The organism is Streptomyces sp. BK340 (genome assembly GCF_007827595.1).
Classification (GTDB): domain Bacteria; phylum Actinomycetota; class Actinomycetes; order Streptomycetales; family Streptomycetaceae; genus Streptomyces.
The window spans coordinates 127,780-140,746 of sequence record NZ_VISR01000013.1; the positions used below are offsets into that span (position 1 = coordinate 127,780).

Here is a 12,967-nt window from a genome sequence, read left to right on the forward strand (position 1 = left end):
ATCTTTGTACGCATGACGGAGCACGAGGAACGGAAACAGCGCCGGCTGGATCCCCGCTCGCTGCGGGGGCTCGCGCACCCGCTGCGGATGCAGCTGCTGGACACGCTGCGCCAGCGCGGACCCGCCACCGCCTCCCAGCTGGCGGACCGGCTCGGCGAGTCCAGCGGCGCGACCAGTTACCACCTGCGCCAGCTCGCCGCACACGGCTTCGTCGAGGACGCACCTGAGCACGGCAAGGGCCGGGAGCGCTGGTGGCGGGCCGTGGACCAGGGGATCGTCTTCGACACCGACGAGTTCGAGGGCGCCGGTCCCGAGGTCAGAGGACTGGCCGAGGTGTTCCTGCACGAGGTCGCCGGCACCCACGCCCGCGAGCTGGCCACCTGGCTCAACACCCGGGACCGGTGGTCCGCGGACTGGTCCCGCGGCTCCGACATGAGCGACGCGACGCTACGGCTCACACCAGAGCTGGCCGCCGAACTCGTCGCGAAGATGCACGCCCTGATCGACGACTACCGCAGCCGCGGCACCGGCACGGACACGCCCGGTTCCGAGCAAGTACGCATCCACACGCACCTGTTCCCCATCGAGACCGACTGAGACCGACCGAGACGGATTGAGAGGCCCCGCCATGCAGCTCACCACCCAGCTCGCCCAGCAGCACGTCGCCGACCTGAACGCCGAGGCCGCCGCCCACCGCCTCGCCACCGAGGCGAAGCCCCCGGTCGAACTGCGCACCCGCGTCGGCTGGACCCTCGTGGAGGTCGGCCTGCGGCTCGCGGCCGCCCGGAAGCCGGCTCCCGCCGTCGCCTGACGGCCCGGAGCGCCGCCGGACGGCCCGGAACGCCGCCTGACCGCCTAACAGCTCGGAACCGAGCCCTTCCCCTTCTCCAGCGCCACCAGGGAGTCCACCGCGCCCTTCAGCGTGGTCACCGGGACCAGCCGCAGCCCCTCGGGCAGCTCGGCCTTGGCATCGCTGCACTCGGCCTTCGGCACCAGGAAGACGGTGGCCCCGTCCCGCCGGGCGGCCTGCGTCTTGAGCGCCACCCCGCCGACCGCGCCGACCTTCCCGGAGGCGTCGATCGTGCCCGTGCCGGCGATGGTGCGGCCACCCGTGAGGTCACCGCCGCTGCCGTCGCCGTTCAGCTTGTCGATGATCCCCAGGGTGAACAGCAGCCCCGCGCTGGGCCCGCCCACGTCGGCGAGCTTCAGGCCGACGTCGACCTTGTCGGCGCTCAGGTTCAGATACTTCAGCGCCGCCTGGGTCGCCGCGTCCTGGGACTGCTGCATCTGCTCCGCGTTGTGCTTCTCGATCTCCTTGACGCTGTTGCCGCTCGGGTAGACCGCGTCGCGGGGCATCACGGCCCGGTCCGTGCGGAACCAGTTGCCGATCACGTCCTTGAGGGACACCCGGGCGTCCGGGCCGGTCGCCTCGATCGTCGTCATCCGCAGCTGCCCGCCGGTCGTCCGGGTGGGTGCACCGGAGACGGTGATCACCGGGGTGCCCTGGTTCTTCCCGAGCACGTCCGCCGTCATCCCGGGCTGCGCCACCGAGAACGGCAGCGGCGCGAGGACCGCCGTGGCGAGCAGGGCCACGACGGGCACGGCGCAGACGGCGACGGCCTGGGGGCGTGTGAGACGTGAGAGCACGTAATCAATCTACGTGACGGCCACCCGCCTCCCCCGTCTCCTATGCGGTGTACAGGTCCCGGCGCTCACGGGTGAACCGGCGCAGCGCGTCCGGCAGCGGCTCGACGCCGCTCCCGGGCGTGGCCGGCACCGGGAGGTGGCCGTCCACCAGGACGAACGGCTCGGTGATGTCCTCGGCGAAGTAGCGCGAGGAGGCCGAGGTGTCGCCCGGCAGGATGAAGCCGGGGAGGGCGGCCAGCGCCAGGTTGGGGGCACGGCCGATGCCGGTCTCCAGCATCCCGCCGCACCACACCGGGATCCCGTGCGCGTGGGCCACGTCGTGGACCCGGCGGGCCTCCAGGTAGCCGCCGACCCGGGCGGGCTTGACGTTCACCACCCGGCAGGCGTCCATGGCGATCGCGGCGGCGGTGTCCCGGGCGTGGTGCAGGGACTCGTCCAGGCAGACCGGGGTCGCCAGGCGCTTCTGGAGCTGCGCGTGGGCGTGGAGGTTGTTCTCCTCCAGCGGCTCCTCGATCAGCAGCAGCCCGAACTCGTCCAGCCGCCGCAGATGCTCGGCGTCCGCGAGGGTGTACGCGGTGTTGGCGTCGACCTGGAGGGGCAGCCCGGCGCCGAAGCGCTCGCGGACCGCCCGGACCGGCTCGACGTCCCAGCCGGGCTCGATCTTCAGCTTGATGCGCACGTACCCCTCGGCGAGGTAGCGCTCGACGTCGTCCAGCAGCTCGGGCACGCTGTCCTTGATGCCGACGGAGACCCCGGCGGGCACCCGGTCCCGTACGGCGCCGAGGTAGGTCGCGAGCGGCATGCCGTACGCCCGCAGCTCGGCGTCGAGCACCGCGGTCTCCAGGGCCGCCTTCGCCAGCTCGTGCCCCTTGATCTTCGCCATGGCCGGGGCGAGCGCGGCTGTCGTGAGGTGTGGCAGGGCGGCCACCCGGGGCAGCAGGAAGTCGCGCAGCACGATCTCGGCGCCGGCCACGAACTCCGAGCAGTACAGCGGCTCGGGGTCGGCGGCGAACTCCGACCAGCCCTCGGCCTCGTCCGTGACGACGTGCAGGAGGAAGGTGTCCTTCGTCGTCATCGTGCCGAAGGACGTCCGGAAGGGCGTGACCAGCGGGATCGCCACGTGCACGATCTCCACGCGCTCCAGCTTCATGCGGCCCCCTCCGTCCGGGTGAGCGTGTACCAGCCGTCGCGGGACATGCCCGTCGCCCGGAAGCCCGCCACGAACGCCTCCAGGAACACCTCGCGCACGGCGTGCCGCCAGCGCAGGGCGAGCGCGGGGTCGGCCGCGCGCAGCGCGACGATGTCGTCGGGGACCCGGCACCAGACGTACCGGTCGGCGAAGTCGCGGCGGGCGAGCGGGCCGCCGTCGGGGGCGGTCCGGGTGACCGGTCCGTGGGCGTCCGTGTCGTACGGCGCTCTCGGCGCCGTCGGATCCAGATCCCAGGTGACCGTCAGCCGGTCGCTCTCGTCGCCGTCGTTCACGCCGTCCGTCATCGGGCCGTAGAAGTCGACCAGGTACTCCGTGCCGACGGCACCCAGCTTGACCAGGTTGAAGCGGGCGTTTCGGCCGACCAGCGGGTCGAAGGTCCAGCGCATGGTGCGGGCGCCGAGCCCGGCGGCCCAGTCGCGCTGCGCCTGCTTCACTGCGTACCCGAGGCCCCGGTCGGCGGCCGCCACCAGCGAGTACGTGCTGCCCTCCGCTCCGAGCACGGCCACGGCGGCCCCGGCCAGCCGCTGCCCGTCGTACGCGGCGTGCACGGCGCCACCGGCGTGCACCAGGCTGTGCAGCACCTCGGCCGGGTAGGGCGGGGCGGTACGGGGGGTGTGCCAGACGTCGCTGAAGTGGTCGGCCACGGCCGCGAGCCCGGCGACGTCGTGGACCGTACGGACGGTGACTCCTGTGGTCATGACTCCTGCTGTCATGGGACGAGTCTCGGAGGCCACGCGGAGCCGTGTGTTGTGCGAGCGGCCAAGGGATGCGTACGTTCGTTGCAGCATCAGCCAAGCCGACCCCGCGAGGACTTCCATGGACGCGTGCACCCTCGGCGACCTCCTGGACGTCGTCGGCGGCCCCGCCCTGCACCTGCACACCGCCCCCGCCGGGCAGGGCGTACCGGTCACCGAGGCGGTGCTCCACGACGGCCGGACCCCCCTCCCCCGGCTGCCCGGCGGGCTGCTGCTGGCGGTCGGGGTGCCGGCGGCGCAGGCGGGTCCCCTGGTGCGGGCGGCGGCGGAGGCCGGGCTGACCGGTGTCGTGGTGCGGGGCCCGGACGGGCCGGTCGAGGAGGCGGAGGCGCACGGCGTCGCACTGCTGTCGGTCGCCGAGGACGCCGCCTGGCACCAGGTGCACCTGCTGCTGGCCTCGGCCATCGGCGCGCGGCCCGCCACCGCCTCCGACACCGGCCTCGGTGATCTGTTCGCGCTGGCCGACGCGATCGCGGCGGGCACCGGCGGGGCCACGGCGATCGAGGACCCGCGGCAGCGGATCCTCGCCTACTCGACCGTCCCCGGGCAGCAGGTGGACGAGGACCGGCGGCAGGGCATCCTCGGCCTGCAGGTGCCGCCCAGCGCGGAGAACACCGAGCAGTACCGGCGGCTGTTCGCGGCCGACCGGCCGGTGCGGCTGCCCGCGCTGACCGGCTCGGGCCTGCCCCGGCTCGCGATGCCGGTGCGGGCCGGCGGGGAGACGCTCGGCTCCGTCTGGGTGATCGACGGCGGCTCGCTCGCCCCCGACGCCGAGGACACCCTCGTGCAGGGCGCCTCCACGGCCGCCCTGCTCCTGCTCCGGGCCCGCGCGGCGCGCGAACTGGCCCGGCACCGGGGCAGCGATCTGCTGCGCCGCCTACTGGAGGGCACGACGGACGCGCCGACGGCCGCCCAGCGGCTCGGTGTCACGGGGCCGGCCCGGGTGGCCGCGTTCGTGCTGGACTCCGCAGCGAGCGTCCCGGACGCCGAACGGACGGCGCTGCGCCTGCTGGACGTCGTACGCCTGCAGTGCGAGGCGCGCTACGGGCGGCACGCGTGCGTGCTGGTGGACGGGGTGGTGTACGCGGTGCTCCCGGCTGAAGCGCCCCGGAGGCGAACAGACGGACACAGCCATCGGACGCTGGCCGAGGACATCGTCGGGCGGGCCGGACAGGCGCTGCGGGTGCCGGTGCGGGCGGCGCTGGGCGAGGTGGTGCCGGACGCGGCCGGCCTCGCGGACTCCCGGGCGGACGCGGACCTGGTGCTGCGGGTGCTGGACGCGGAGCTGCCGGTCGCCACGGTGGACGAGGTGCGCCCGCGCGTGACACTGCTGCGGCTCGCCGAAGTGATGGGCGAGCGGCGGGAGCTGAGCGCGGGCGCGTGGCGGCGGGTGCTGGCGTACGACGCCGCGAACGGCACGGAGTACGCCCGCACTCTGGTGTGCTGGTTCGACGCGGGCTGCGACATGGCGGGCGCTGCCAAGCTGCTCGCCGTGCACCCCAACACCTGCCGCTACCGGCTCAGACAACTCCAGCAGCACGCCGGGGTCGACCTGGACGACCCCGACGAACGGCTGGTGCTGTGGCTTCAGTTGAGGGCGCTGGCCGGGCTCAGCGGAGCCACCGCCTGAGCCGCTCCTCGCACTGCCGCAGGTGCTCCACGGGCACGTACTCGCCCGCCGTGTGGGCCAGCGACGGGTCCCCGGGGCCGTAGTTGAGCGCGGGCACGCCGAGCGCGGCGAACCGGGCCACGTCCGTCCAGCCGAGCTTGGGCCGGGGCTCGGCGCCGAGCGCGGCGACCAGGCCGCCGACCCGGTCCAGCCGGGGCAGGGCCCCCGCGACGACCTCGGTGACCCGCACCTCGTACTCCGGGAACAGCCCGCGCACGTACGCCTCCGCCTCCTCGGGCGAACGACTGGGTGCGAAGCGGCAGTTGACGGTGACGACGCATTCGTCCGGTACGACGTTCCCGGCGACCCCGGCGCGCACCGCGACCGCGCTCAGCCCCTCCCGGTACTCCAGTCCGTCCACGACGACCCGCTCGGGCGTGTGCTCGTCGAGCCGCTGGAGCACCCGGGCGGCCTTGTGGGCGGCGTTGACGCCACGCCAGGCGCGGGCGGTGTGGGCGCGGGCGCCCTTCACGACGATGTCGGCGGTGAGGATGCCCTGGCAGCCGGCCTCGACGCCGGCGTCGGAGGGCTCCATGAGGATCGCCAGACCGGCCTCCTCCAGCAGCTCCGGCCGCGCGGCGCCGATCCGGGCGAGCCCGTTGCGCTCCCCCTCGACCTCCTCGCACTCGTAGAAGACGTAGGTGAGGTCGCGGACGGGCGCGGGGACGGTCGCGGCGATCCGCAGCGCCACCGCCACCCCGCCCTTCATGTCGCAGGCGCCGAGCCCGTGGACGCGCCCGCCGTCGAGCCGTGAGGGCAGGTTCCCGGCGGCGGGGACGGTGTCCAGGTGACCGGCCAGCAGGGCGCGTTCGGGCCGGCCGAGGGTGGTGCGGGCGACGACGGAGTCGCCGACCCGGTCGACGGTGAGGTGGGGCAGGGCGCGCAGGGCCGTCTCCACGGCGTCCGCGATCCGCCGCTCCTCTCCGCTCTCGGAGGGGAGGTCGACCAGGGCCCGGGTGAGCGTGACGACGTCGGTGGTGAGATCGAGAGCGGTCATGCGGGGTCCTCGTGCGGTGCGTCGAGCTTGGAGTGCCGGATGCCGTAGAGGCCGTAGATCACGAGCCCGGCCGCCATCCACACCCCGAAGGCGATCCAGGTGCCGGCGCCCAGGCTGAACAGCATGTAGACGCAGAACCCGACACCGAGCAGCGGCGTGAGCGGCGAGAGCGGGACCCGGAAGGAGCGCGGCGTGCCCGGGCTGCGCCGGCGCAGGATGACGACGGCCAGGTTGACCAGCATGAACGCGAAGAGCGTGCCGATGCTGGTGGCGTCGGCGAGGCTGCCGAGCGGGACGAGGGCGGCGAGTACGGCGATGAAGCCGGAGACGATGACGGTGTTGGCGCGCGGCACCCCGGTACGCGGGTGGACCCGGGCGAACAGCGGCGGCACCAGTCCGTCCCGGGCCATCGCGAACAGGATGCGGATCTGCCCGTACTGCACGGTGAGCACCACGCTGGTGGTGGCGACGACGGCCCCGATCGACAGCAGGACCGGCCACAGGTTCCCGCCCCCGACGGACCGCACGAGGACCTGGCTCAGGGTCGCCTCGGTCCCCGCGAACTGCTTCCACGGCATGGCACCGAGCGCGGCCACGGCGACGAGGACGTACAGGGCGGTGACGAGGACGAGGGAGAGGATGATCGCGCGCGGCAGGTCCCGCTGGGGGTTCCTGGCCTCCTCACCGGCCGTCGACGCGGCGTCGAAGCCGATGTAGGAGAAGAAGAGGGAGGCCGCCCCGGCGCTCATGCCTGCGGCGCCGAGCGGGAAGAGGGGGTGGAAGTTCCCGGCGCGGAAGGCGGTGAAGGCGACGGCGCAGAACATCACCAGCGCGGCGATCTTGACGCCGACCATGACGGTGTTGGCGACCGCGCTCTCCCTGGCCCCGCGCAGCAGCACGACCATGGCGAGTACGACGATGAGGGCGGCCGGGATGTTCAGGGTGCCCCCGAGTCCGGGCGGGGCGCTGAGCGAGTCGGGCAGGGTGACGCCGAAGACCAGGTCGAGCAGCTCGTTGACGTACTGCCCCCAGCCCACGGCCACGGCGGCCACGGACACCCCGTACTCCAGGATCAGACACCACCCGCACACCCAGGCGACCAGCTCGCCGAGGGTGGCGTAGGCGTAGCTGTACGACGATCCCGATCCGGGGATCATGCCGGCCAGCTCGGCGTACGAGAGCGCCGAGAACAGGGCGGTCACTCCGGCGAGCACGAACGACACGACGATCGCGGGACCGGCCTCGGGGACGGCTTCCCCGAGCACGACGAAGATGCCGGTACCGAGTGTGGCCCCCACGCTGAGCAGCGTGAGCTGGGCGACTCCCATGGTCCGCCGGAGCGGACTGGCAGCGGCCTCGCCCACGAGCGTGCCGACGGCCTGCCGCCGGGTGAGCCTGTTCTTCCCTGTCCGTCCCTCGGCCTGTGGCCTGGTCCCGACTCTTTCCACCGTGCCGCTCCCTCCGCATCGGGGCTGTATGGCCCTTGATGATGCGGAGGGGCGGTCAGCAGGGGGTGGGGGGAACGGCCAAAGGTCGAGGTCCGCCATTGGCGGGATGGCCAAAGCACCGGTCCGACGGTGCCTAGGTGGCGAGCGGCACGCGCCGAAGGGGCGCGAGGCTGCGTCGATATGCGGCTCCGCCGCGGTGGGGGTGCCCCCTGTTCGAGCGAAGCCGAGAACTGGGGGGAGCGACCAGCCCCCGCAGACCCGCGCCAGAGACCGGACGCACCCCGCCGAAAGCAGCGCTCAGCGCAGCGCTTCGGCGACTTCCCGCGCCGCGTCGACCACCCGCGGTCCCACCCGCTCCGGGACGGAGTCCGCGAGCATCACCACGCCCACACTGCCCTCGACACCCGTCACGCCGATGAGCGGCGCGGCGGCTCCGCTGGCCCCCGCCTCCAGCTCGCCGTGCGTCAGCGTGTAGCCGGGATCGGCGGACGGCGACTGACGCGCGGAGAGAATCGCCCTGCCCGCGGCTCCCCGGTCCAGCGGATGCCGGAAACCGGCGCGGTAGGCCACGTGATAGTCCGTCCACGACGGCTCGACGACAGCGACCGCCAGCGCCTCCGTCCCGTCCACCAGCGTCAGATGCGCCGTCGCCCCGATGTCCTCGGCGAGCGAGCGCAGCGCGGGCAGCGCGGCCTCCCGTACCAGCGGATGCACCTGCCGGCCGAGCCGCAGCACCCCGAGCCCGACCCGGGCTCGCCCGCCCAGATCACGGCGTACGAGTGCGTGCTGCTCCAGCGTGGCGAGCAACCGGTACACCACGGTCCGGTTCACGCCCAGTTTGTTGGAAAGCTCGGTGACGGTCAGGCCATGGTCCGTGTCGGCCAGCAACTTGAGGACACGTAGTCCCCGGTCGAGCGTCTGGGATGTCTCCGCGGTCACGACGCCCACTCCTTCGGCGGTGAGGTCGGCAGCCTCTGGGCGGCGGATGCGTGACCGAGTCCCGTCGGCGACGCGCTTCAGAGGCCGCCGATCGGCAGGACGGTCCGGCGGCTCCGGACCATGTCGCTTCACGGCTGCGCTCCGCGGCGGCGCTGCCACGGGGCGTGTGCGTAGCGGGACAGTAGCGAAGCCGGTTCGCTGAGCGGAAGTCTCCGTCCAGAATCCGGGCAAGGGTGGGGATGAACTGCCAGCATTCGTCCGCATACACGCACGGACGCGATACGCACACGGAGGTGGGGTCACCTCATACGGGTGGCCCACTCCTGGACCTTGGCGATCCGCTGCCGCAGCTGTCCCGCGGTCGCCTCCGCACTCGGCGGCCCCCCGCACACCCGCCGCAGCTCGGTGTGGATCACCCCGTGCGGCTTGCCGCTCTGGTGGACGTACGCGCTGACCATCGTGTTGAGCTGCTTGCGCAGCTCCATCATCTCCTTGTGGCTGACCACCGGCCGCCGCTCGGCGGGCAGTTCGAGCAGGTCGGCCTCGGAGTCCGGCTTCTTGCGGCTGTGCGCGATCTGCCGGGCCTGCCGCTTCTGCAGCAGCAGCTGCACCTGCTCGGGCTCCAGCAGTCCGGGGATGCCGAGGTAGTCCTGCTCCTCCTCGCTCCCGGGGTGGGCCTGCATCCCGAACTCGGCGCCGTCGTACAGCACCCGGTCGAAGACGGCGTCGGACTCCAGCGCCTCGAACGGCAGCATGTCCTGCTCGCCGGTGTCCTCGTCCTGCTCCTTGTTCGCCTCGTCCATCTCCTTCTCGGACTCGGCGTACGGGTCCTCCTCACCCTCCTTCTTCGGCTTGTCGAGGGCGTGGTCCCGTTCCACCTCCATCTCGTTGGCGAAGGTGAGCAGGTCGGGGATGGTCGGGAGGAACACGGAGGCGGTCTCCCCGCGCCGCCGGGACCGTACGAAACGCCCGACGGCCTGGGCGAAGAACAGGGGCGTGGAGATGGTGGTGGCGTACACCCCGACGGCGAGCCGCGGCACGTCGACGCCCTCGGACACCATCCGCACCGCGACCATCCAGCGGTCGTTGTTGCCGCTGAACTCGTCGATCCGGCCGGACGCGCCGGCGTCGTCGGACAGCACGAGCGTCGCCTTGGTCCCCGTGATCTCACGGATCAGCTTGGCGTAGGCGCGCGCGGACTCCTGGTCCGAGGCGATGACCAGCGCACCCGCGTCCGGGATGGCCTTCCTGACCTCGGTCAGCCGCTGGTCGGCGGCGCGCAGCACGCTGGGCATCCACTCGCCGCGCGGGTCGAGGGCGGTGCGCCAGGCCTGGCTGACGGCGTCCTTGGTCATGGGCTCGCCGAGCCGGGCGGCGATCTCGTCACCGGCCTTCGTGCGCCAGCGCATGTTGCCGCTGTAGCTGAGGAAGATCACCGGCCGGACGACATGGTCGGCGAGGGCGTTGCCGTACCCGTAGGTGTAGTCGGCGGCGGAGCGCCGGATGCCGGCGTTGTCCTCTTCGTACGTGACGAAGGGGATGGGGTTGGTGTCGGACCGGAACGGCGTACCGGTCAGCGCGAGCCGGCGGGTCGCGGGCTCGAACGCCTCCAGGCACGCCTCGCCCCAGGACTTGGAGTCACCGGCGTGGTGGATCTCGTCGAGGATCACGAGCGTCTTGCGCTGCTCGGCCCGGTTGCGGTGCAGCATGGGGCGGACACCGACACCGGCGTACGTGACGGCGACCCCGTCGTAGTCCTTGCCGAGCGGGCCCGCGCTGTACTCGGGGTCGAGCTTGATCCCTATCCGCGCCGCGGCCTCGGCCCACTGCTTCTTCAGGTGCTCGGTCGGCGCGACCACGGTCACCTGCTGCACGACATGGTGGTGCAGCAGCCAGGAGGCCAGGGTCAGCGCGAAGGTCGTCTTGCCGGCGCCGGGCGTGGCGACCGCGAGGAAGTCGCGCGGCTGCTCCTGGATGTACTTCTCCATCGCCCCCTGCTGCCAGGCACGCAGCTTGCTGGCGGTACCCCAGGGCGCGCGGCCCGGGAAGGCGGGCGAGAGATGGTGGGAGTGCGTCGAGGAAGCGGCGGTGGTAGTCACGGTCTCCGTGGAAGGGGGGTCGGGCGGCGGCTACGTATGACAACCGGGCCACCCTACCGGCGCCCCACCCCCGTCAACGCCCGGACGAGGCCGGGTCGCCCGTGGGTGGGACCCACGTCACAACTGCCGCAGCCGCCCCGCGATCTGCGGGAGGTCGCCGAGGTCGCCGGAGACCACGTCGATGACCAGGTCGTATGCGCTGGCCTGGTCGACGTCGGCGAGATCGACCCCGTCGCGGGCGAGGAACGTGGCCGTGGCCGGCCAGGCGGTGCGCTTGTTGCCGTCGACCAAGGGGTGGTTGGCGGCGAGGCCGTGCAAGAGGGCGGCGGCCTGCTCGTACGGGTCCTCGTAGGCGGCCGTACCGAACATCCGGGCGCGCGGACGGTGCACGGCGGAGGCCGGCAGCCCGGGCTCCCGGGCCTTCGGCGGCCGCCCGCCGAAGGCGAGCTCGGCGATGGCCGTGACGTCGGTGCAGGTGGGGTGGCGGCTCATTCGCCCGGCCTCCGCAGCAGGTCGGCGTGGCTCAGCGCGAGACGCTCGGCGTGGGTGCGCACGGCCGCCCCCCTCCTCGTCCGGATACCGGCGTACCGCCTCCAGCACCACCTCCTCGGTACGGCGTCCGGACGCGTCCGCGCGGTCGTCCAGCGCCTGCCGGAGGGCGCGGCCGAGGGAGAGGGTCAGCTCGTACATGCGGGAGGGCCAGGGCCCGGCGGCACCGCCAGGTGATCGATTTGCCGCGGGCTCAGCGCTCCCGCACCCGGGTCGTCACCCACGCCCCCACCAGCGCCACCACCGCCATCGGCAGGAACACGGCGGCGAAGGCGGCGGGGCGGGTGGGGTCGGCCGCCGTGGCCGAGGTGCTGCCACCGCCCAGAGCGGCGAAGGCGGCGCCTGTCGCGGCCAGGAGGACCACGTTGGAGAGGGCGTCGGAGATCTGCAGGGCGGCGGAGTTGGCGCCGGCCTCCTCGGGCGCGGACAGCTGGAGCAGGAGCACGCTGGCGGAGGCGATCACCAGCCCCATGCCGAAGCAGCCGAAGGCCCAGGCGACGGCGACGGTCCAGACGGGCACGGCCTGCACGAGCACACTCGGCGCGGCGACGATCGCGGCGGCGACCAGCACCATCCCGACCGTCATCAGCCGGTCCCGGTGCTGCTCCATGCGCGGCCTGGACTGCACCCACGAGCCCAGCGCCCAGGTCACCCCGCCCGCGGCCAGTGAGAACCCGGCCAGCGTCGGCGACAGCCCCCGCTGGGTGACCAGCATCAGCGGTACGAAGGACTCCGCGGCGATGAAGGACCCGGCGGCCACCCCGCGCAGCAGCACGACGGAGGGCAGCCCGCGGACGGCTCGGTAGGTGCCGCGAGGCAGCAGGCCATGGACGGCGGGCACGAGCAGGGCGGCTCCGGCGAGGCCGGGGAGCAGGGAGAGCCAGCGCAGGTCCTGGGCGGCGTACTGGAGGAGTCCCGCGCCCAGGGAGATGCCGAGGGCGAGCCGGATACGGCGCCGGTCGAAGGAGCCGGAGTCCTCGCTGCCGGCCACCGGGCCCGACGCCCTGCGCCGTATCTGCGGCAGCGCCAGCGCGAGCGGGAAGACGACCAGCACCGGAATGCCGAGGAAGACCCACCGCCAGCCGAGGTGCTCCGTCACGGCGCCCGCGGCGAGGGGGCCGACGATGGACGGTACGACCCACCCCGCGGCGAAGGCCGCCATGATCGCGGGCCGCAGCCGCTCGGGGTAGGCGCGGCCGACGACGACGTACAGCGCGACGATGACCAGCCCGCCGCCGAAGCCCTGCACGGCCCGGCCCAGGATGAACACCCACATGCTCTGCGCGGTCCCGGCGACGACGAGCCCCGCGGCGAAGCCGGCGATCCCCGAGGTCAGCGCCCCGAGCGGGCCCTTGCGGTCGGACCACTGCCCGGCGAGCACCATCCCGAACAGGCTGGTCGTGAAGTACCCCGAGAAGGCGAACGCGTACAGCGCCACGCCGTCCAGCTCCCGCGCAGCGACGGGCATCGCCGTCCCCACCGCGGTCGCCTCGAAGGCTATGAGCAGCACGACGGAGACGATCCCGACGCTGAGCGCCCGATAGGCCCTGCCCAGCACACCGCCGTCTCTGCCGACGGCATCATCCACAACAGCGGTGTCAGGGGACTCAAGGGCACTCATGCTCGCCAGCGTAAGGCCCGCAACCGCATGTGA

General features: G+C 73.2%; 12 protein-coding genes. 3 read left to right on the plus strand and 9 right to left on the minus strand.

Annotation, left to right across the window (positions count from 1 at the left end):
- Nucleotides 1-12 precede the first annotated feature (12 nt).
- Together FB157_RS23275 and FB157_RS23280 are read left to right on the plus strand one after the other, a co-directional pair.
- Nucleotides 13-597 (plus strand): transcriptional regulator, encoded by a 585-nt coding sequence (locus FB157_RS23275; protein ID WP_145882545.1) that lies wholly within the window; start codon nucleotides 13-15, stop codon nucleotides 595-597.
- 31 nt (nucleotides 598-628) lie between these two features.
- On the plus strand, nucleotides 629-811 hold the full coding sequence (locus tag FB157_RS23280) for a hypothetical protein (RefSeq protein ID WP_145882546.1): 183 nt from the start codon (nucleotides 629-631) through the stop codon (nucleotides 809-811).
- A 44-nt stretch (nucleotides 812-855) separates the two neighbouring features.
- On the opposite strand, the gene FB157_RS23285 is transcribed toward FB157_RS23280, so the two are convergent.
- Genes FB157_RS23285 through FB157_RS23295 form a run of 3 tightly spaced genes read right to left on the minus strand, consistent with a single transcriptional unit; the run spans nucleotide 856 to nucleotide 3,555 of the window.
- A complete protein-coding gene (locus tag FB157_RS23285; protein ID WP_145882547.1) occupies nucleotides 856-1,647 on the minus strand; it encodes a S16 family serine protease in 792 nt (263 codons plus the stop codon).
- Between the two features lie 40 nt (nucleotides 1,648-1,687).
- Nucleotides 1,688-2,797, minus strand: a complete 1,110-nt coding sequence (gene menC / locus FB157_RS23290) for an o-succinylbenzoate synthase (RefSeq protein WP_145882548.1) — start codon at nucleotides 2,795-2,797, stop codon at nucleotides 1,688-1,690.
- A complete protein-coding gene (locus tag FB157_RS23295; protein WP_145882549.1) occupies nucleotides 2,794-3,555 on the minus strand; it encodes a chorismate synthase in 762 nt (253 codons plus the stop codon). Before FB157_RS23295 ends, menC begins: the two co-directional genes overlap by 4 nt.
- Nucleotides 3,556-3,673: 118 nt before the next feature.
- Here FB157_RS23295 and FB157_RS23300 point away from each other — a divergent pair, with 118 nt between their 5' ends.
- Nucleotides 3,674-5,242: a CdaR family transcriptional regulator gene (locus FB157_RS23300; protein ID WP_145882550.1), complete on the plus strand. Its 1,569-nt coding sequence runs from the start codon at nucleotides 3,674-3,676 to the stop codon at nucleotides 5,240-5,242.
- Here the strand turns inward: FB157_RS23300 and dapE are convergent.
- The 6 genes from dapE to FB157_RS23330 all read right to left on the minus strand — a co-directional run bounded on the left by dapE (nucleotide 5,223) and on the right by FB157_RS23330 (nucleotide 12,934).
- Nucleotides 5,223-6,278: a succinyl-diaminopimelate desuccinylase gene (dapE, locus tag FB157_RS23305; RefSeq protein WP_145882551.1), complete on the minus strand. Its 1,056-nt coding sequence runs from the start codon at nucleotides 6,276-6,278 to the stop codon at nucleotides 5,223-5,225. The two genes, FB157_RS23300 and dapE, sit on opposite strands and share 20 nt — an antisense overlap.
- A complete protein-coding gene (locus tag FB157_RS23310; protein WP_145882552.1) occupies nucleotides 6,275-7,825 on the minus strand; it encodes an amino acid permease in 1,551 nt (516 codons plus the stop codon). Before FB157_RS23310 ends, dapE begins: the two co-directional genes overlap by 4 nt.
- 198 nt (nucleotides 7,826-8,023) lie before the next feature.
- The gene (locus FB157_RS23315) at nucleotides 8,024-8,665 is read right to left on the minus strand and encodes an IclR family transcriptional regulator (protein WP_145882553.1); all 642 of its coding nucleotides are present in this window, start codon (nucleotides 8,663-8,665) and stop codon (nucleotides 8,024-8,026) included.
- A 299-nt stretch (nucleotides 8,666-8,964) separates the two neighbouring features.
- Complete coding sequence (locus FB157_RS23320; RefSeq protein ID WP_145882554.1) at nucleotides 8,965-10,764, minus strand: DEAD/DEAH box helicase; 1,800 nt, start codon at nucleotides 10,762-10,764, stop codon at nucleotides 8,965-8,967.
- Between the two features lie 117 nt (nucleotides 10,765-10,881).
- Nucleotides 10,882-11,256, minus strand: coding sequence for a type II toxin-antitoxin system death-on-curing family toxin (locus FB157_RS23325; protein ID WP_145882630.1), 375 nt, complete (start codon nucleotides 11,254-11,256; stop codon nucleotides 10,882-10,884).
- A 250-nt stretch (nucleotides 11,257-11,506) separates the two neighbouring features.
- Nucleotides 11,507-12,934 carry an MFS transporter gene (locus FB157_RS23330; protein ID WP_145882555.1) on the minus strand — a complete coding sequence of 476 codons (1,428 nt, stop codon included), beginning with the start codon at nucleotides 12,932-12,934 and terminating at the stop codon, nucleotides 11,507-11,509.
- Between the last annotated feature and the right edge of the window lie 33 nt (nucleotides 12,935-12,967).